We start from the raw sequence: 19,867 nt of genomic DNA, 5'->3' as shown, positions 1-19,867 counted from the left end.
ATGGCGCAAATCTGACGTAGAGGTGCCAGAGATGGCGCATTTCACCCTCGCTGGCTATAATCAGCCGCCCCTCCTGATCGTCGGTGTTCTTGCGGGCCCTGTCACTGGGAAGACGTGTTTGCCTGAAATCATCCGCCCACGGCTCGATGCAGCGAAAGGTCGCGAGGCCATAGACGTGCTATCTGCGCGACGAATGTTGCACGGCCGTGTCATTTGATCGAATCCGCTCTTTGAGTTGAAAGGCAATTCTAGTCTTTTGACAAAATGTCAAGAGCCAATCAGCTTGGATGGAAGGAAGTTGGAAAACGTATCTGGCAACGCATCGGCCTCGGCGACCGGAAACAGCACGAATCTGGTCGGGCGGTTCAAGAAACTCAACAAGCTGTTCTTGTTGACGGTGGCGGCCCCCACCCTCATCGCGACGCTCTACTACGGCCTTATCGGGTCCGACATCTACGTGTCCGAATCGCGTTTCGTCGTCCGAACCGCACAGCGCTCGATGCAGCCGAGCGTCGTCGGCGCGCTGCTGCAGGGCAGTGGACTTGTCCGCGGGCAAGACGATACATACCCCGTCATTGATTACATCCAGTCGCGCGACGCGCTCGCCGAGCTGAATCGAGGAAACTACGTCGTCGACGCGTACTCGAGCCGAGGGGACATCATCAGTCGTTTCAACTCGATGCTCGACGGCAGCTTCGAAGCGCTTTGGAAGTACTATGACAAGCGGATCGTATCGGTCAATCTCGAGACATCGTCCAGTATCGTCACGCTGCAAGTGCGGGCATTTACGGCGCAGGATGCGGCGAAAATCAATGCGAACCTGCTCGAACTGAGCGAGCAGCTCATCAACCGGATGAACGAGCGCGCGGCCCGCGACACCGTGAGCTTCGCCAAGGGGCAGGTCGAGGAGGCCGAAGCAAAGGCGAAGAACGCCGCCGTCGCGCTCGCCTCATACCGGAACTCGAACGTCGTGTTCGATCCGGACAAGCAATCGGCGCTCCAGCTACAGCAGGTCACGAGCCTGCAAACGCAGCTTTTCAACGCGCAAACGCAGTTGCGGCAACTCCAAGCGATCGCACCTCAAAACCCGCAGATTAGCGTGCTGAAAAAGAGCATCGAGGAACTCGAAAAGCAGATCAAGGAAGCGACGGGCGGAGTTGCAGGCGGCAGGAACTCCCTGTCAAACAAGGCGACGAACTACACGCGGCTGCAGCTCGACTCGCAGTTTGCAGACAAGCAACTCGCATCGGCAATGGCTGCGCTCGAGGCAGCGCGCGCAGAAGCGCAGCGCCAGCAGCTCTACCTTGATCTACTCGTCAAACCCAACACGCCTGATGTCGCGATCGAACCGAAGCGGCTCAAATCGATCTTCGAAGTGTTCGCGCTCGGCATGATCGCATGGGGTATCCTGAGCCTCCTGCTCGCTGGCGTGCGCGAGCACCACGACTAAAACGAGGTGGCGATGGCGCACCACGACACCCCGCTGTCCCGTTCGTTGACGATCCAGATGCGTGTCGTCGGCGCGTTGCTGATGCGGGAGATCCTGACGAGATTCGGGAGGCACAATATCGGCTTTCTGTGGATATTCTTCGAGCCGATGATGTTCACGCTGGGTGTGCTCGGACTGTGGACGGTGACAAAGCAGACGCACGGCTCGACGCTTCCGATCACCGCGTTCGCAGTCACCGGCTATTCACCCGTGTTGCTTTGGCGCAATTGTGCAAACCGCTGCGCACTCGCCATTCAACCCAACCAGGCGCTCCTGTATCACCGGAACGTACGCGTGGTCGACTTCTTCTTCGCACGGCTGCTACTCGAAATCTCGGGAGCAACGATGTCGTTCACGTTCCTGACCGTCTTCTTCGTGATCGCCGGCATGATGAAACCGCCGCACGATCTGGCGTTGGTTCTCGGCGCATGGCTGCATCTCATCGCTTTCGGCTTCGGTCTCGCGCTCATCATCGGCGCTCTGTCCGAGCGCAGCGAATCGGTTGAACGCATTTGGCACACGATCGCGTACCTGCTTTTCCCTCTCTCCGGTTCGCTCTTCATGGTCTCATGGCTGCCGGAGAAATTTCATCCAATCATTCTGCTGCTGCCGATGGTCCATGGAACAGAAATGCTTCGCGGCGGCTATTTCGGCGCACTCGTCCAACCCCATTACGACATTCCGTACATGGTGTTCAGCGACATGGTCTTGTTGCTGATCGGTTTGTATCTCGTTCGCGACGCAAGCCTCAGGGTAGAACCAGAATGATCGAGCTCGCTCGCGTCTGCAAAGACTACCGCACGCGGCAAGGCATCCATCGCGTGCTGAACAATATCGATCTTCGAGTCGAGCCGGGCGAAAAAGTCGGCATCCTCGGCCGCAATGGCGCCGGTAAATCCACACTGATCCGCATGATCAGTGGCGCCGAGCTACCGACCTCAGGCCACATTCGACGCACCATGAAAGTTTCATGGCCGCTCGCGTTCGGCGGAGCGTTTCAAGGCAGTCTGACCGGAATGGACAATCTGCGCTTCATCTGCCGAGTGTACGGTGCCGATTCGAAAGCCGCTGAGCCGTTCGTCCAGGAATTTTCGGAGCTCGGCTACTATCTGCGCGAGCCCGTCAAGAGCTACTCCGCGGGGATGCGAGCGCGGCTCGCATTCGCCATTTCAATGGCAATCGAGTTCGATTGCTTTCTGATCGACGAGATCGTCGCCGTCGGCGACAGCCGCTTTCACGCGAAGTGTCATCACGAACTGTTCGAGCAGCGCAAGGATCGCGCGCTCATCATCGTGAGCCACGACGCAGGCTACATCCGGCAGCACTGCGACCGCGCATCAGTGTTGATCCAGGGCAAGTTGCACTCGTTCGACGCCGTGGAGGAGGCATACGCCTTCTACCAGGAAAGCGTGACCTGACCCGTAGTCCCGTCATCGTTCGACGCATGGCCTCAACCATCAAAGCCGCCATCCTCCAGTTCGCAGCGATCTGGTGGTCGCCGCGCTTTGCTCGTGCGGCGAGGCGCACCATGTATTCGTTGCGCCCCGCATATCCGGCGCCGAGCAATCGCACACGCCAGTTGCTCGTCGATGTGTCGATCGTTGCCGCGTACGATGCCGGAACGGGCATCCAACGCGTCGTGCGCTCGCTCCTTGCTCAGTTGATGCAATCCCCACCCGTCGGATTCGACGTGCGCCCTGTCTGCGCAACCCGCAAGTCGAGCTATCGCTACGCCGGCAATTTTCTTGCGCCCCAAGTGGCAAGCCACGCGTCGGCATCGGACATGCGCGACATTCAAGTGGAGCACGGCGACGTGTTCGTCGGACTCGACTTGACGAGCCGCATCACGCCCCACCGGCAACGCGAATTGCTCGCATGGAAAAAGCAAGGTGTGCGCTGCGCATTCGTCGTCTACGATCTGCTGCCGCTACAGCATCCGCAGTGGTTTACGCCGCGCGCACAACGTGCGTTCCGGCATTGGCTATCGACGCTCGCCGTCCACGCCGATGAGCTGTGGTGCATTTCACACACGGTCGCGACTGACACGTGTGCGCTGATGCCTGCGCGCTTCGGCCTGAACGATGCCGACATTGCGATTCGATCGTTCGATCTCGGCGCCGACACCCTCGACCGCGTGCACGTCGCAATGCCGTCGGCACGCCCTGCCCCCCGCCATCACTACGGTCGCCCGCTACTGTTGATGGTGGGAACGGTCGAGCCGCGCAAAGGCCATGCCCACGTGCTCGATGCGCTTGAAACGCTCTGGCAGAGTGGCCGCGACCTCACCCTCGTGATCGTCGGGGCGCAAGGATGGCACGTTGAGACGGTGATGCGCCGGCTGCAAGGTCATGTGGAAATTGGCCGGCGGCTTTTCTGGCTGCCGGACGTCGACGACGCGCAGCTCGAGACGCTATACGCCCTAGCCGATGGCCTCGTCATGGCGTCCGAGGCCGAAGGCTTCGGATTGCCGATCATCGAAGCCGCCCGCTACGGTAAGCCGCTATTTCTACGCGATCTTCCGGTATTTCGCGAAATCGCCGGCAAGCATGCAACCTATTTTTCTGCTCGCAATCGCGCCGCGCTAGCACGCGAGATTTCGAACTGGGTTTCGCGCGTCGCGGCCGGCGAGGCACCGACAAGCGAAGCAATCGAACCCCGGACGTGGGCGGCGAGCGCGGACCAATTCAAAACCCTTGTCGCTATGCTCGCCGAAACACGCTAAATCACGCGAATCGCCGGCAGACGTCGAGCGTCTTGCGTGCGCACCGCTCCCAAGTCGCTTCGCTCGTCACCTGCAGCCCTCTCTCGATTGCGGCCGCCCGCCATTGCTCGTCGGATATCACATTGAAGATGCCTTCACGCAATGCCGCATGATCCCCGGGTTCCACAAGCCATGCAGCACCGCCCGCGACCTCCGGCAGCGACGAGCACGCGGACGTCAATGTCGGCACGCCGCTCGCCAATGCCTCGAGTACCGGCAGACCGAATCCTTCGTAGAGCGACGGAAAGAAAAATGCGTGCGCGCCAGCGTAGATGAACGGCAACATCATGTCGGAAACGAAACCGAGATAACGCAGCCAGCCCTCACTCTCGCCACGCGCAATCGCCTGGCGCAGCCCCTCGCCGAGCCAGCCGTCGCTGCCGACGAGCACCAGCGGGAACCGCGTTCGCAGCGCTGCCGGCAGATCCGCATAAGCTGCAAGCAGCGCGCCAATCCGCTTTCTCGGTTCGAGTGTCGACACGCAAAGCGTATAGGCGCCCGGCTCAAGGCCACATCGCGCAAGCGGCGCGACGAGCGACATTCGATCGTATCGTCTGAACTCCGGCGGCACGCCCAGATGAACAGCCGTGATCTTCTCCAGCGGCCAGCCGAAGTCGTCAGCAATCTCACGACGAATTGCTTCAGAATCCGTGATGAGGTGCGCAGCACGCGCGAGCGTTGACGCGAACCCTCGCTCGAACTGACGTACGCGCTCGACCGGGTGTGTCTCCGGATAACGGAACACCGACAGGTCGTGCACCGTGACAACGCCACCCTCGACCCACTCCGGCAAGAAATAGTTCGGCGAATGAAACACGCACTCTCTTGCCAACCGACGCTGATGCCAGTGCCGCCAGCCGACGGCAATCCGCTGCCAGCCTCGCTTCTGGAGCGGACGGCGGGAAAGAAGCGTTTTCGGGTCGTCGATCCAATGCCCGGCAAAGAAATAGCGAACGGCCTCCAGCCCGCTATCAGACGTCGCGTAATACCGCGCCAACTCCCATGTGTAGCGTCCGATTCCGGTCAGCGGCGGGACAATCGCGTCCACTGCCAAAATCAGTTTCAAACGGGGCTCTCCAGCATCCATTGCAGCGTATCGCGCAATGCGATCGAAGGAATGGCCCCGATCGCGCTGCACAGCTTGCCACCATTGCCGACGAGTTTGTGAACCTCATTCGCTCTGATGAAATTCGGATTAACGCGAATCTCCGGCCGATGACCGGTCAACGCCGCCATCGTCAACAATACGTCCTGTAGAGAATGCCCAATGCCGGAGCAAACATTGAACGTCTCGCCCGCGAAAGCGCCGCCAAGCAGCTTCTCGTAGGTCGCGACCACGGTGCGCACATCGGAAAAATCACGGATGACGTCAAGATTCCCGAGTTCGAGAACTCGTGCCCGGTCACGATAATGCGCGACGATCTTCGGCAGCAGAAAATTGGCGGCTTGGCCAACGCCCGTGTAATTGAACGGGCGCACGACGACGATCGGCAGCCGCTCGCACCATAGCCGCGCGACGAACTCCATCGCCAGCTTGCTGACCGCATAGTCGTTGGCAGGCGCAGGCGGCGTCGACTCGTCGATCCATTCATGATTGGCGTTACCGTAGACGTTTGCGCTGCTTGCAAGCAAGACGGACCGCGGCACATGCGAGCATGAGGCCAGGGCGTCGAGCAGATTGCGCGTGCCGACCACATTGGTCTGATAGATCGCGCTCACGTTGTCATGCGCGACGAACGCGATCGCAGCCAGGTGCGCGACAGCATCGGGCCGTTCTAACTCGCAGATTTCCGCGAGGCGGGCGCGATCGAGCAAATCCGCCATGTACGTTCGCCATTCGCACCCGTTGTCCGCCCGATGAGCGATCCCGCACACATCGTGCCCGCTGCCCGCCAGCCGTCTTGCGAGATAGCGTCCGGTAAAACCGTCGATCCCCGTAATCAGAATCTTTGCCATAGCGAAAACGTCAGAACGAAAAGCCAGCCTCGTTGCGGCGGATATCCGCCTCGACCATCATCTGACACAGTTGCTCGAGCGTCGTGCCGGGCCGCCAGCCAAGCGAATCGCGCGCCTTCGCCGGGTCGCCGATCAGCAAATCGACTTCCGCTGGCCGATAGAACTTCGGATTGATCTTCACGATCGTCTTGCCGGACGACCGTTCGATACCCACCTCGTTCTCATCGCGGCCTTCCCAAGCGAGCGCGAAGCCCGCGGCGCACGCGGCCATATCGACGAAATCCCGGACTTTCTCGGTGCGGTTGGTGGCCAACACGTAAGTGTCGGGCTTGTCGGCCTGCAGCATTCGCCACATCCCCTCGACATACTCCTTCGCGTAACCCCAGTCTCGCTTCGCGTCAAGATTGCCGAGCTCGAGCACATCGAGTTTACCGAGGCGAATCTTCGCGATGCTATCGGTAATCTTGCGCGTCACGAACTCCCGGCCCCGCAATGGCGACTCGTGATTAAACAAGATTCCGCTGCATCCGAAGATGCCGTAGCTCTCGCGATAGTTGACGGTAATCCAGTGCGCGTAGAGCTTTGCCACGCCATATGGACTGCGCGGGTAGAAAGGCGTCAGCTCGGTCTGCGGAACCGCCTGTACCTTGCCGAACATCTCAGACGTGCTGGCCTGATAGAAGCGGATCGCGGGATTGACGATGCGGATCGCCTCGAGCAGATTCAGAGGCCCGACGCCCGTGATTTCCGCAGTGGTGATCGGTTGCTCGAACGATACGCCGACGAAACTCTGTGCGGCGAGATTGTAGACCTCCGTTGCTTGCGTCGTTTTCAGCAGACGAATGCTCGCACTCAAGTCCGTCAGATCGTACTCGACGAGATGGAAATTCGGATGCGCAGCGATGCCGAGTTCCTCCGCACGCCAGAAATTCACCGAGCTCGTGCGTCGGTAAGTACCGTACACGACATAACCTTTCTCGAGCAGGAGCTGAGCGAGGTATGCACCGTCTTGCCCTGTAATTCCTGTAATGATTGCCGTGACGCTCATTGTCGACTCACTCGTTAATATCATTCGTGACAAGCCAGATTCGTAACTTCATATTCGGCCGGTGCTACTTCCCACCCTTCCGGTTTGGATTTCCCTCTTTCGTCCCGGACATTGCCGCGGCCCAGCCCGCCGACATCCCCAGGCCGGCGAGTTCGCCCCCGATGCGGCTACGCCGTGTGCCTGAAGAAACAACGCCGCAAACGCATACCCACGACGCATGCCGGCCGCGAACCCACATCACCCACGCCCATTCGGCGTCGAGTCAACGGAAAGTCTGTACGCCCGTCACGAGCGGATAGGCAACCGAGAACACGAGATTCAAGAACTTCTGCAGCTCGGCAACAGGCGCATTCGAGACATACAGCACGTCCTTGTTGTCCATCATGAAACTTTGGGCGACAAAAAATGAACTTGGATCACGCAGATTCACGCGATAGACGACAGGCACCCTGCCGTCGGCCGTCGTGCGCGCTGGCGCGTTCGGCCACTGCAGCGCCTTTGCGTCCTCCAGCCGGAAGATGAACACGCCTTGCGCATCCGAGCGCGCATCCTGTAAGCCCCCCGCTCGCGCAAGCGCCTGCGCAAGCGTGATGCCCTGCGCCTCGAAGTTGATTTCCTCGTTCTTGCCGGTGGCACCGAGTGCCATGAAGCTGTATGGCTGAAATAGCGCCGTCACGACATCGCCGGCGCGCAACGGGACGTTTTGTTTTGGATCGCGGATCACCGACTGGAGCGGCAGCGACGCGACGACATCGCCGCGCGTCACCTGAATCGTAATCTTGTCAACTGGTTGGCGCACCCCCCCTGCGCTCGCCAACGCATCAAGCAGACGCTCGCCGCGCGCGGACAACTGCATCCGGTCGCTCTTCACGACGTCGCCGACGACTGTGACGTACGAGGTTGCATTGCGCGACAGCTTCACGAGTACCTGCGGATCGTGCGCCATGTTCTTCAGACGCGCGGCGATGATCCGCTGCAGTTCCGCCGGCGTGCGGCCCGCCGCTTTGATCGGGCCGGCAAACGGCACGTCGATTGTACCGTCGCCGTTGATCACTTGGTCAGGCAACACCGTCACTTTCGCGTTGGTTGCGCCCGCCTTCGAATCGCTCGTTTGCGCTACGCCGAAGAGCGTCGCGGGTGGCGCCTCCCAGATCGACACTTCGATCGTATCGCCGACGCCAAGCTCCTGCTGGAAGCGGGCATTGTTGCCGAGCAACGCCGAAAAATCACCGCGGTTGCGCTCCGCATAAAGCCGCCGCGCAACGCCGTCGGTCACGTCGACGATCTGAATGCCCGGAACGGACGCACTCGCCTGATTCTGTGACTGGCCGGGCGCCTTGTCGATCTGGGAACGACTAGGCCCAGACGTGGGAATGGCCGAACAGCCCACGAGCAAAATCGCGCCAACCGCAAGCGTGATATAAGAAGCACCGCAAGACAAACGTGACATGTATCGTTGGGCCCCAGATATAGACAGAGGCGAAAATTGTCGCACTTTCGGAGATGCAATAAAATATTTCAGCATCAATTGTCGCCTATTGCAAACGCATTCCGGAACGCGACCAGCCGCGCGCGAATAGCCGTCCGTGCGCGTGAAGGTCATTCAAGCCGCCCGTATTCTCATAGAAAGATTGCATCCCCGTGACACATATTTGCCTGAACGTCACACGCCTGATAAGCCGATGCTACAAGAGGCTGCTACCGACAGGGATCGATCGCGTCGGCCTCGCGTACGTCGAGCGGTACGGCGCCTGCGCGCGCGGAATGCTGAGCGAATTCGGCTACTCCGCCGTTCTGAGCGAAGCCGACTCGCAGCGAACGTTTGCGATGCTGCTCGCCCAGCACCCGGACCGGCGCTACATCGCGAACCTGCTCGCTCGCACATGGACCATCAACCGGATGCGGCCGGCGCCCGCCGGCTCGACACTGCTGCACACGAGCCACACCGGAATGGAATACCCGCGCTATTACCAGTCGGCGCAGCGAAGAAGCGGCCGCGCGGTATTCATGGTGCACGACCTGATTCCGTTGACGCACTCGGAGTACAGCCGGCCGGGCATCGACGACGTCCACCGCAAGCGAATCCACACCGCCCTTCGTCACGCCGACGGCCTCATCGCGAATTCGCAGGCGACGCTCGACTCGCTTGCGCAGGAAGCAAAGCGCGCTGCGCTCGCGCTGCCGCCCGCCATCGTCGCGCCGCTCGCGGGCGGCACCGAGCCGCGGCCTGCGCAAGCCGCACCGCTCGCGTCACCGTACTTCGTGATGCTCGGCACGATCGAGCCGCGCAAGAATCACTGGTTCATGCTGCACGTGTGGCGCAGGCTCGTCGAACGCCTCGGCGATGCCGCACCGAAACTCGTCGTGATCGGCCGACGCGGCTGGGAATGCGAAAACGTGATCGACATGCTGGAGCGTTGCGCGAGCCTGCGCGGCGCGGTGATCGAACAATCCGATTGCTCTGATGACCGGCTGCATGCATGGCTGCAGCACGCGCGCGCGCTGCTCTTTCCGTCGTTTGTCGAAGGCTACGGCATGCCGCTCGTCGAAGCGCTCGAGTCAAACGTACCCGTGCTCGCGAGCGATCTCGACGTGTTCCGCGAAATCGCGGCCGACGTTCCCGATTATCTCGATCCGCTCGACGGTCCCGGATGGCTCGCCCGCATCGAAGCGTATGCACGCGCGGACAGCCCCGAGCGGCGCGCGCAACTCGATCGCATCGCCGGCTTTCGCGCGCCGACCTGGGCGGCGCATTTCGATATCGTCGACCGCTTCATTGCATCGCTGGATTAGATGGCCGCGTCCCCAGCTCCTCGATTCGACTTGCGCAGCATCACATACGGCGCGCGGCTCGCGAGCTGGACCGCACGCTGTTCGGATCGTCTGTGGCTCGATCACTGGAGCGGGCGTGCCGCGCTGCGCATCGCGCGCATCGTCGGCATCCGCGCGCGCGCCGCATGGCCGGGACCGATCGCGCCGCCCGAGGCGCGCGGCGCGCCTCTGCGCTCGTGGTTCTGCGTGCCGGCCGAGGCGAGCGGCCCCCAGGCGTTCGCCGACGCGATCGCCGATGCGCTCGCGACCCATCCGTCCGCCGGCAGCGGCCCCGAAATCGCCGCGCTCATGCAACGCGTATTGCTCGCCGACGCATTGCATCTGCGCGGACGCGCCGCACGCGCCCCCTTGGCGATCGACACCTCCACGCGCCGCAAGCGTGTGCTGTTGATCGACGAGCGACGAGCAACCTCGGCGAACGTTCACGCATCCGCGCGCGTCCGTTCAAACGATTTCGAGGCGATGATGCAAACGGCGCGTGCAGCACACCCTGATGCGGAATTCTGGATGATTCGAAGCGGCGACGTCGCGACGGGGCGCTGGCTGTCCGTGGATTCGAACGCGCTGCCGGGCGGCGTGCGTCACGTCGCGCCGCCGTATTCGCTCGCCGACTTGCTGCGCCACGTCGATCATGTGTATGTCGTCGACGCGTCCGAAGGCATGAGCGCACTCCTTGCCGGTGTGCGTACGCATGTATTCGGAACGCCGTACTATGCCGGCTGGGGCCTCACCGACGACCGCCATGCGCTGCCTGGCCGCGGCGCGCGCCCGACGCTCGCAGCGCTCTTCGACGTCGTGTTCGTGCGCATCGCACACTACCTCGATCCCACGACGCACGCGCCGGGTAGCCTGTCCGCCGCGCTTGACGGCATCGAGCTGCAGCACGTGGTCGCGGAACGGTTCAAGGATCTCGAGCGGGTTGTCGGCGTGCGCTTCCAGCGTTGGAAGCGGCCGTTCGCGACGCCGTTCCTCGCGGCAGGCGGAGGCCGACTGCGCTGGGCGCATGCGCCCGCGGCGGTGCACGCGAACGAATGCGCCGCGCTCTGGGGCGCGCGCAGCACAGAGGGGCTCGACCCCGGCGTCGCGCACGTGCGCATCGAAGACGGCTTCATACATTCGCTCGGACTCGGCTCCGACATGAACGCGCCGTATAGCCAGGCGATCGACCGTCGCGGGCTCTATTTCGACGCGAGCCGACCGAGCGATCTGACAACGATTTTCAACGACGCCGATTTCACCGACGCCGAACTCGCGCGCGCGGCCGCGCTACGCGAGCGCATCGTGCGCCACGGCATCACGAAGTACAACCTCGGCCGCCGCGCGCCTGCGTGGTCGCGACCCGCGGGACGGCCGATCGCGCTCGTGCCCGGACAGGTCGCAGACGACGCGTCGATCCGCCTCGGCACGCGCACGCTCAGCACAGCCGACGCGCTGCTGCGCGAAGTCCGCTCGCGCCGTCCCGATGCGTTCGTCGTCTACAAACCGCACCCCGACGTCCTGTCGGGCAACCGCAAGGGCCTCGTCGACGCCGCGCGGCTCGCCGACGTCGTCGACATGGAATCCGATCTGCTGTCGCTGATCGAAGCGGCCGACGAAGTTCACACGCTTTCATCGCTTGCAGGCTTCGACGCGTTGTTGCGCGGCAAGACCGTCTACACGTACGGATTGCCGTTCTATGCCGGATGGGGCCTCACGCACGACGCGCTCGCACCGCTGCCGTGGCGCGAGCGCACGCTCACGCTCGACATGCTGACGGCGGGCGCCCTGCTGCGCTATCCGCTGTACTGGGACTGGCGGCTGCACGCGTTCACGACGCCGGAGGCCGTCGTCGCGCGGCTCGCCGGCGCCGCCGCGCGGCCGCTGGAGCGGGTGCGCGGCAATCGAGCGCGGCCGCTCGTGAAGGCTTGGCGTTGGATGCGTAATGTACTATCGCACGCACGATGGCGAATCGCACGGGGAAATGCGATTCGCCAAGATCATCCTGACAGTTGAAAATCGGCCGACGAAACAAGGCAGGCCGGCGCGTCGAAAGAATCGAAAACCACTGGTTCAGCGGCACGAGCCAGAACAGCTTTGCAAACCGAGGTCATTCATGAACATTTTTCCGGTGATCCTGTGCGGCGGCAGCGGCACTCGCCTCTGGCCGATGTCGCGCGGCGGCTATCCGAAACAGTATCTGAAGCTCACCGGCGACAACACGCTCGTCCAACAGACCGCACTGCGCGTACGCGACGTCGAAGGCATCGGCGCGCCGATCGTCGTCACCAACAACGAGCAGCGCTTCCTCGTCGCCGAGCAGTTGCGCCAGGTCGGGATCACGCCGTCGTCGATCGTCCTCGAGCCGATGGGGCGCAACACCGCGCCCGCGATCGCGATCGCCGCTCTCCTCGCGCTGCGCGAATCGCCCGATGCGCTACTGCTCGTGCTGCCGTCCGATCACGCAATCGACAACGAAGCCGCATTCGTCGACGTCGTGAAGACGGCGGCGACCGTCGCGGCCGACGAGCATCTCGTCACCTTCGGCGTCACCCCGGCGCAGGCGCACACCGGCTATGGCTACATCCGCCGCGGCGCGGCGCTCGCGGGCGACGCGCAGGTCTATCGCGTCGACGCGTTCGTCGAGAAGCCGGATGCCCCGACCGCCGAGCGCTTCGTCGCGGACGGCGGCTACTACTGGAACAGCGGGATGTTCATGCTGAAGGCGTCGACGTATCTCGACGAGCTGCGCAGCCACGCGCCCGACATCGCGCGCCAGGCCGAGCTCGCGCTCGATGCGGCGAAGCGCGATTGCGATTTCCTGCGGCTCGATCCGCAAGCGTTCGCGGCAAGCCCGAACGTGTCGATCGACTATGCGGTGATGGAGAAGACCGAGCGCGCAGCCGTCGTCGTCGCCGCGAATCTCGGCTGGAACGACATCGGCTCGTGGAGCGCGCTCGCCGACATCGCGGCCACCGACGCGCAGCGCAACGCGCTCATCGGCGATGTATACACCGACTCGGTCGAGAACTCGTACATCCGCGCCGAGCATCGAATGGTCGCCGCGATCGGCATCGACAACATCGTCATCGTCGAAACCGCGGACGCCGTGCTCGTCGCGCATCGCGACCGCGCGCAGGACGTGAAGAAGGTCGTCGAATGGCTGAACGCGTCGGGCCGGCACGAATCCGTCACGCATCGCCGCGTGATCCGGCCGTGGGGCTCGTACGAAGGCATCGATCAGGGCGACCGCTTCCAGGTGAAGCGCATCGTCGTCAATCCGGGCGCGCAACTGAGCCTGCAGATGCATCATCATCGCGCGGAGCACTGGATCGTCGTGAAGGGCACCGCGCTCGTCACGAACGACGGCAACGAAATCATCCTGACCGAAAATCAGTCCACCTACATTCCGCTCGGCGCCACGCACCGCCTGAAGAACCCCGGCAAGATTCCGCTCGAGCTGATCGAAGTCCAGTCGGGCGCGTACCTCGGCGAGGACGATATCGTTCGCTTCGAGGATACGTACGGACGCACGTCCGCGACATAACGCGTCGAGCCGCGCTCCGCACGCGCGCGAGCGCGGGCGGAGCGTGACGATGCGTGACGAAACGGGGCCGCCCCGGCAACGGGCCGCATGCGCGCGCATGCGGCCCGTTTCGTTTTGCGCCGCGCTCGGCCCAGAGCCGCCTAGCAGCAGGCGCGCGCAAAATCGGCTAGGCTTCGCACATCGCAGTCTGCGCGGCGAATCTCGGCGATCACGATGATCGCGGCGATCGATCCGCCCGCGCGCGTTCGACGGAGGTGCTTACGATGTGCCGCTGGCTCGCCTACACCGGCAATCCGATCCAGCTCGAAACCGTGCTGTTTCGCGCAAAGCATTCGCTGATCGACCAGAGCCTGCATTCGCGGATGGGCGCGACGACGACCAACGGCGACGGCTTCGGCATCGGCTGGTACGGAGAACCCGACGAGATTCCGTTCCTCTACCGCTGCGTGAGTCCCGCATGGAACGACCGCAACCTGCGCGAAGCGGCGCGTGCGATCCGCTCGCCGCTCTTCGTCGCGCACGTTCGCTCGGCGACCGACACGCCCGTGCAGGAAACCAACTGCCACCCGTTTCGCCGCGGCCGCTGGCTGTTCGCTCACAACGGGCTGATCCGTCACTATCACACGCTGCGGCGCGAGCTGATGATGCGCATCGATCCCGCGCTCTTCGCGTCGATCGAAGGTTCGACGGACTCCGAAGTGATGTTCCATCTCGCGCTCACGTTCGGGCTCGAGCACGATCCGCTGCCCGCGCTCGAGCGAATGGCGGGAACGATCGAGGATGCGGGCGCACATCATCGCGTCGACGCGCCGCTCAACATGACCGTCTGCGCGACCGACGGCGAGCAGGTCGTCGCGGTCCGCTATTCGAGCGAGCGCGACTCGCGCTCGCTCTTTCACAGCGCGTCGTTCCACCATCTGCACGAGCTGTATCCGCACGATCCGCGCATCCAGGCAATCGGCGACGACGCTTTCCTCGTGCTGTCCGAGCCGCTCGTCGACCTGCACGACGCGTGGGAAAAGATCCCGGAAAGCACGGCGATCATTGCGCGCCGCGGCAACATCCGGCAGGTTCCTTTCACGCCGCATCGCTCCACGTGACGCACCGGTCGCGCGGCGAAGGTTGCCCCATCGCCGCGAGTCGGTTATAACAAAGCCCCTTTTCGCGTGGCTTCACGGCCGCCTCCGTTCAATTCATTTGGAGACCTCTTCGTGGATCTCGCCTCCGTGCAAACCTTCATCGTCACTCGCGGCATCGATTTCGGCCTGCAAGTCATCGCATCGATCGCGCTCTGGATCATCGGACGCTGGGCGATCCGGATCGTCACGAACCTGATGGGCAAGATCATCCGCAGAAGCGGAAAAGTCGACGCGACGCTGTCGCACTATCTGGAGTCCGTCGTCAGCGTGCTGCTCACGGTGCTCCTGATCCTCGCGATCCTGCAAGTGTTCGGAGTGCAAACCACTTCGTTCGCCGCGCTGCTCGCGGGCCTCGGCCTCGCGGTCGGCACCGCGTGGGGCGGCCTGCTCGCGCACTTCGCGGCCGGCGTGTTCATGCAGGTGCTGCGCCCGTTCAAGGTCGGCGACGTGATCTCGGCGGGCGGCGTGACAGGCACCGTCAAGGAGCTCGGCCTCTTCGGCACGACGATCGTCACGGGAGACAACGTCGTCACGCTCGTCGGCAACAACAAGATCTTCTCCGACAACATCGCGAACTACAGCGCGACGCCGACGCGTCGCGTCGATCTGACGGCGAAGATCGCGAACGGCGTCGACGCGTCCGATGCGATCCGGCGCCTGAAGGCGGCGCTCGAGCTGATCCCGAACGTCGTCAAGCATCCGGCGCCCGACGTCGGCGTGCTGTCGTTCACGCCGGAAGGCCCGCTCCTGTTCGTGCGGCCGTCGACGCAACCCGGGAACTACTGGCAGGTGTACTGCGACACCAATCGCGCGATCCTCGACACGTTCCGCGAAGCCGGCTATCCGACGCCGGAAACCCCGATCGCGCATCGGACGACCGCGGATGCCGTCAAGTCCTGACGCCGTCGCGCGGCGCGCGCCGCGCAATCGCACCGTCGCGACGACATGCTCGCGCGGTGCGCACCGCGCAGGCCGCCCCGCTTGGCCCTTCCATCGTCGCCCCCCTCTTCGAAGCGGGCGGCGTCGCATTCGGCGATCGTTTCCGTTCCAGCTTGCCATGCGGCGACAGGCCGTTCACGCGTCGAGCCGAATCACGCCGCACGACGCACCATGAAAAACGGCGTGGCTCATGCCACGCCGTGCAATCCTGCGCACCGTGCCGCGCGCGTCGCAGGCCGCGCGCGTCGCGGCGGCTCCCGCCTCTCGCCGCTCAGCGGCTCCCCTGCGTCTTCTGCCCGTCCGACTTGCGGCGCAGCAGCTTCCACAGCGCGCCGATCGCGACGGGAATCACCGCCGCGCCGATCCCGACGAGCACGATCACGTTCAGGTAATGGCGAATGAACGGAATGTTGCCGAAGAAGTAGCCGAGGAACACGAGCAGCAGCACCCAGATCAGCGCGCCGATCACGTTGAACAGCTGAAAGCGCGCGAAGCTCATCGCCGATGCGCCCGCGACGAACGGCGCGAACGTGCGCACGACCGGGATGAAACGCGCGAGCACGAGCGTCTTGCCGCCGTGCCGCTCGTAGAAGTTGTGAGTCTTTTGCAGCGCGGCGCGATCGAGGAAGCGCTCGAGCCCCGGAATGTGCGTGTTGAAGACTCTCGGCCCGATCGCGCGGCCGATCAGATAGTTGACCGTATTGCCGCCGACCGCCGCGACGAGCAGCAGCACGATGAGCCCCGCGAGCGTCATTTCGCCCGTCGCCGCGAACGCGCCCGCGATGAAGAGCAGCGAATCGCCCGGCAGGAACGGGAAGACCACGAGCCCGGTTTCGCAGAAAACGATCAGGAACAGCACCAGATAGACCCAGGCGCCATACTGCCGGATGAAATCGCCGAGAAATGCATCGATGTGCAAGACGAGGCTGACGAAATGAAGCAGCGTTTCCAAATGCGTTTCCTTGTGTCGGTGACGAAGTGAGCGCGCGCCGGCCGCAAAAAGGCCAGAAGCAGGGCCGGATGCGAAAAATCCATGCTGTCATGATACCGAAAGTGCCTTAAGCGACCGTGAAATTTGGTCGGCGAGCGACGTCGCGCACCGAGCGCGGCGGGCGACGCCCGGCACAGGCTCGCTATAATTCCGCCATGTCCGAATTCACCGATTCCGCCGTGGGCGCGACGCCCGACGGCGCCTCCCCGTCCGCGCCGCGCCAGCTGCGCGCGATCCAGCCGCTGCCCGATCAGCTGATCAGCCAGATCGCGGCGGGCGAAGTGGTCGAGCGGCCCGCGTCCGTCGTCAAGGAGCTCGTCGAAAACGCGCTCGACGCGGGCGCGAGCACGCTGCGCATCATGCTCGACGAAGGCGGCGTCAAGCGCATCTCGATCACCGACGACGGCTGCGGGATTCCCGCCGACGAGCTGCCGCTCGCGCTGATGCGCCACGCGACGAGCAAGATCCGCTCGCTCGCCGAGCTCGAGGCGGTCGCGACGCTCGGGTTCCGCGGCGAGGCGCTCGCGTCGATCGCATCGGTCGCCGAAATGTTCATCACGAGCCGCACCGAGGAGGCCGCGCACGCGACGCGCATCGACGCGCAGACGGGCGTGCTCGCGCCCGCGGCCGGCACGCGCGGCACGACGATCGAAGTGCGCGAGCTGTACTTCAGCACGCCCGCGCGCCGCAAATTCCTGAAGAGCGAGCAGACCGAATTCGGCCATTGCCTCGAGATGATCCGCCGCGCGGCGCTCGCGCGGCCGGACGTCGCGATCTCGGTGCTGCACAACGGCCGCGCGGTCGAGCACTGGAACGCGAGCGAGCCGGCGGCGCGCGTGGCGAAGATTCTCGGCGAAGGCTTCTCGAGCGCGCATCTGCCGCTCGACGAGCGCGCCGGGCCGCTTGCCGTCTACGGCTGCGCGGGGCTGCCCACCGCGAGCCGCGGCCGCGCGGACCAGCAATACTTCTTCGTCAACGGCCGCTTCGTGCGCGACAAGCTGCTCACGCATGCGGCGCGCGCCGCGTACGAGGACGTGCTGCACGGCGACCGCTATCCGTCGTACGTGCTGTTCCTCGACCTGCCGCCGGAAGCCGTCGACGTGAACGTCCATCCGTCGAAGATCGAGGTGCGCTTCCGCGATTCGCGCTCGATCCACCAGTTCGTGTTCCATGCGGTGCAGCGCGCGCTCGCGCGGCATGCGGGCGCGTCGCCGGAAACGACCGCGGGCGGCCACGCCGCGCATCTTTCGCCGGTCGAGCCGGCGTCGACCGAATCGTTCGCCGCGCCGGGCGCGTCGTTCGTCCGCCCGGGCCTCGCGGCCGGCGCGGACGCCGGCGCCGGCCAGCCGGCGCCCGGCCACACGTGGCTGCGGCAATCGCGGATGACGCAAGGCACGCTGCCCGTCGCGCAACCGCTCGCGCTGTACGACGCGCTTTTCGGCCGGAACGACGCGGGCACGCCGCACGGAACGACGGGCGACGGGCTCGAGGCACGCGACGCGACGGATGCAGCGGATACGCCGAGCGCGCACCGCTTCGCGACCATGCCGGGCGGCGCCGCGTCGCCCGCGTTCTCGGCGGCGGATGCGTCCGCCCTCCCGATGCACGACGAGCAGCCGCTCGGCTTCGCGGTCGGCCAGATCCACGGCATCTACGTGCTCGCGCAGAACGCGCGCGGCCTCGTGATCGTCGACATGCACGCCGCGCACGAGCGGATTCTGTACGAGCAGTTCAAACGCGCGCTCGCCGACCGCACGGTGGCCGTGCAGACGCTGCTGATTCCTGTGTCGATGAGCGCGACGCCCGTCGAGATCGGCACGGCCGAGGAAGAGCGCGAGACGCTCGACGCGCTCGGCTTCGATCTCGCGGTGCTGTCGCCGACGACGCTCGCGATCCGCGCGGTGCCCGCGCTCCTGAAGGATGCCGACCTGCAGGCGCTCGCGCGCGCGGTGCTCGCGGATCTGCACGCATTCGGCGGCTCGCGGGTGCTGACCGAGCGCCAGCACGAACTGCTCGGCACGCTCGCGTGCCATCACGCGGTGCGCGCGAACCGGCGGCTCACGCTCGACGAGATGAACGCGCTGCTGCGCCAGATGGAGGCGACCGAGCGCGCGGACCAATGCAACCACGGCCGGCCGACCTGGTATCAATTGACGCTCGGCGATCTCGACCGGCTCTTCATGCGCGGCCAATGAGCGAACGCACCGCAGCACCCGCGCGGACGGTCGCGTGCCTGCTCGGCCCGACCGCGTCCGGCAAGACGGCCGCCGCGCTCGCGCTCGCCGCGCGCCGGCCGATCGAGATCGTCAGCGTCGATTCGGCGCTCGTCTACCGCGGAATGGACATCGGCACCGCGAAGCCGACGCGCGACGAGCGCGCGGCCGTGCCGCATCATCTGATCGACATCGTCGATCCGGCCGACGCTTACTCGGCCGCCGAATTCCGCGCAGACGCGCTGCGCGTCGTCGCCGAAATCGCCGCGCGCGGCCGCACGCCGCTCCTCGCGGGCGGCACGATGCTCTACTACAAGGCGCTGACGCAGGGCCTGAACGACCTGCCGGCGGCCGACCCGGAGGTGCGCGCGACGCTCGACGCCGAAGCCGCGCGCGACGGATGGCCCGCGCTGCACGCGCGCCTGGCGAGCGTCGATCCGGCGACGGCCGCGCGGCTCGCGCCGAACGATTCGCAGCGCATTCAGCGCGCGCTCGAGGTGTATCGGCTGACGGGGCGGCCGATGTCCGCGCTCCTCGCCGCGCCGCCGCGCGACGACGACGCGGCGGCGGGCCTGCGGTTCGTGCCCGTCGCGCTCGAGCCGTCGGACCGCGCGGTGCTGCACGCGCGCATCGCCGCGCGCTTCGACGCGATGCTGGAGGCGGGCTTCATCGACGAAGTCGAGCGCCTGCGCCGGCGCGAGGATCTGCATCTCGGCCTGCCGTCGATGCGCTGCGTCGGCTACCGGCAGGCGTGGGAGTATCTGGACGGCGTGACCGACTACCGGACGATGCGCGACAAGGGCATCTTCGCGACCCGGCAGCTCTGCAAGCGGCAGTTGACATGGCTGCGCGCGATGCCGGAGCGGGTCGTCGTCGATTGCTGCGCCACGGACGCGACCGCGCGCGCGGTCGACGCGCTCGAGCGGGTGCTCGACGGCCGCGCGCCGGCCTGACGGGCTGCACGCCGCCCGCCCCG

The 19,867-nt window shown here is 64.7% G+C and carries 16 protein-coding genes; 11 read left to right on the top strand and 5 right to left on the bottom strand.

The window, feature by feature from the left end; genetic code table 11:
* Nucleotides 1–298 precede the first annotated feature (298 nt).
* Genes X946_RS25105 through X946_RS25090 form a run of 4 tightly spaced genes read left to right on the top strand, consistent with a single transcriptional unit; the run spans nt 299 to nt 4,211 of the window.
* Nucleotides 299–1,450, top strand: a complete 1,152-nt coding sequence (locus tag X946_RS25105) for a capsule polysaccharide export protein (protein ID WP_038753353.1) — start codon at nt 299–301, stop codon at nt 1,448–1,450.
* A 12-nt stretch (nt 1,451–1,462) separates the two neighbouring features.
* Entirely contained in the window at nt 1,463–2,257 is a 795-nt protein-coding gene (locus tag X946_RS25100; RefSeq protein WP_038753352.1) for an ABC transporter permease, read from the top strand.
* Nucleotides 2,254–2,907 (top strand): ABC transporter ATP-binding protein, encoded by a 654-nt coding sequence (locus X946_RS25095; RefSeq protein ID WP_038753351.1) that lies wholly within the window; start codon nt 2,254–2,256, stop codon nt 2,905–2,907. Before X946_RS25100 ends, X946_RS25095 begins: the two co-directional genes overlap by 4 nt.
* A gap of 26 nt (nt 2,908–2,933) precedes the next feature.
* Nucleotides 2,934–4,211, top strand: coding sequence for a glycosyltransferase family 4 protein (locus tag X946_RS25090; RefSeq protein WP_038753350.1), 1,278 nt, complete (start codon nt 2,934–2,936; stop codon nt 4,209–4,211).
* Between the two features lies 1 nt (nt 4,212).
* On the opposite strand, the gene X946_RS25085 is transcribed toward X946_RS25090, so the two are convergent.
* The 4 genes from X946_RS25085 to X946_RS25070 all read right to left on the bottom strand — a co-directional run bounded on the left by X946_RS25085 (nt 4,213) and on the right by X946_RS25070 (nt 8,704).
* Entirely contained in the window at nt 4,213–5,316 is a 1,104-nt protein-coding gene (locus tag X946_RS25085; RefSeq protein ID WP_038753438.1) for a glycosyltransferase family 4 protein, read from the bottom strand.
* Complete coding sequence (locus X946_RS25080) at nt 5,313–6,206, bottom strand: NAD-dependent epimerase/dehydratase family protein (protein ID WP_038753349.1); 894 nt, start codon at nt 6,204–6,206, stop codon at nt 5,313–5,315. Before X946_RS25080 ends, X946_RS25085 begins: the two co-directional genes overlap by 4 nt.
* A gap of 10 nt (nt 6,207–6,216) precedes the next feature.
* On the bottom strand, nt 6,217–7,254 hold the full coding sequence (gene gmd, locus X946_RS25075; RefSeq protein WP_038753348.1) for a GDP-mannose 4,6-dehydratase: 1,038 nt from the start codon (nt 7,252–7,254) through the stop codon (nt 6,217–6,219).
* A gap of 262 nt (nt 7,255–7,516) precedes the next feature.
* The gene (locus X946_RS25070; RefSeq protein ID WP_038753347.1) at nt 7,517–8,704 is read right to left on the bottom strand and encodes a polysaccharide biosynthesis/export family protein; all 1,188 of its coding nucleotides are present in this window, start codon (nt 8,702–8,704) and stop codon (nt 7,517–7,519) included.
* A 191-nt stretch (nt 8,705–8,895) separates the two neighbouring features.
* Between X946_RS25070 and X946_RS25065 the strand changes: the two genes are divergently transcribed.
* From X946_RS25065 to X946_RS25045, 5 genes are all read left to right on the top strand, one after another.
* Complete coding sequence (locus X946_RS25065) at nt 8,896–10,047, top strand: glycosyltransferase family 4 protein (RefSeq protein ID WP_038753346.1); 1,152 nt, start codon at nt 8,896–8,898, stop codon at nt 10,045–10,047.
* On the top strand, nt 10,048–12,078 hold the full coding sequence (locus X946_RS25060) for a capsular polysaccharide export protein, LipB/KpsS family (protein WP_038753345.1): 2,031 nt from the start codon (nt 10,048–10,050) through the stop codon (nt 12,076–12,078). It abuts the gene before it with no gap.
* A gap of 100 nt (nt 12,079–12,178) precedes the next feature.
* Nucleotides 12,179–13,609 (top strand): mannose-1-phosphate guanylyltransferase/mannose-6-phosphate isomerase, encoded by a 1,431-nt coding sequence (locus tag X946_RS25055; protein WP_038753344.1) that lies wholly within the window; start codon nt 12,179–12,181, stop codon nt 13,607–13,609.
* A gap of 263 nt (nt 13,610–13,872) precedes the next feature.
* Complete coding sequence (locus X946_RS25050; protein ID WP_038753343.1) at nt 13,873–14,709, top strand: class II glutamine amidotransferase; 837 nt, start codon at nt 13,873–13,875, stop codon at nt 14,707–14,709.
* 111 nt (nt 14,710–14,820) lie between these two features.
* A complete protein-coding gene (locus tag X946_RS25045; RefSeq protein ID WP_038753342.1) occupies nt 14,821–15,648 on the top strand; it encodes a mechanosensitive ion channel family protein in 828 nt (275 codons plus the stop codon).
* A gap of 310 nt (nt 15,649–15,958) precedes the next feature.
* On the opposite strand, the gene X946_RS25040 is transcribed toward X946_RS25045, so the two are convergent.
* On the bottom strand, nt 15,959–16,639 hold the full coding sequence (locus tag X946_RS25040) for a DedA family protein (RefSeq protein ID WP_038753341.1): 681 nt from the start codon (nt 16,637–16,639) through the stop codon (nt 15,959–15,961).
* A gap of 194 nt (nt 16,640–16,833) precedes the next feature.
* Between X946_RS25040 and mutL the strand changes: the two genes are divergently transcribed.
* Nucleotides 16,834–18,873, top strand: coding sequence for a DNA mismatch repair endonuclease MutL (gene mutL / locus X946_RS25035; RefSeq protein ID WP_038753340.1), 2,040 nt, complete (start codon nt 16,834–16,836; stop codon nt 18,871–18,873).
* Nucleotides 18,870–19,844 carry a tRNA (adenosine(37)-N6)-dimethylallyltransferase MiaA gene (gene miaA / locus X946_RS25030; RefSeq protein WP_038753339.1) on the top strand — a complete coding sequence of 325 codons (975 nt, stop codon included), beginning with the start codon at nt 18,870–18,872 and terminating at the stop codon, nt 19,842–19,844. Before mutL ends, miaA begins: the two co-directional genes overlap by 4 nt.
* The last annotated feature ends 23 nt before the right edge of the window (nt 19,845–19,867 follow it).

It is taken from the genome of Burkholderia sp. ABCPW 111 (assembly GCF_000773065.1).
GTDB lineage: Bacteria > Pseudomonadota > Gammaproteobacteria > Burkholderiales > Burkholderiaceae > Burkholderia > Burkholderia savannae.
The sequence above is the reverse complement of the archived record's forward strand: the minus strand, read 5'-3'. Positions and strand labels throughout refer to the sequence as shown.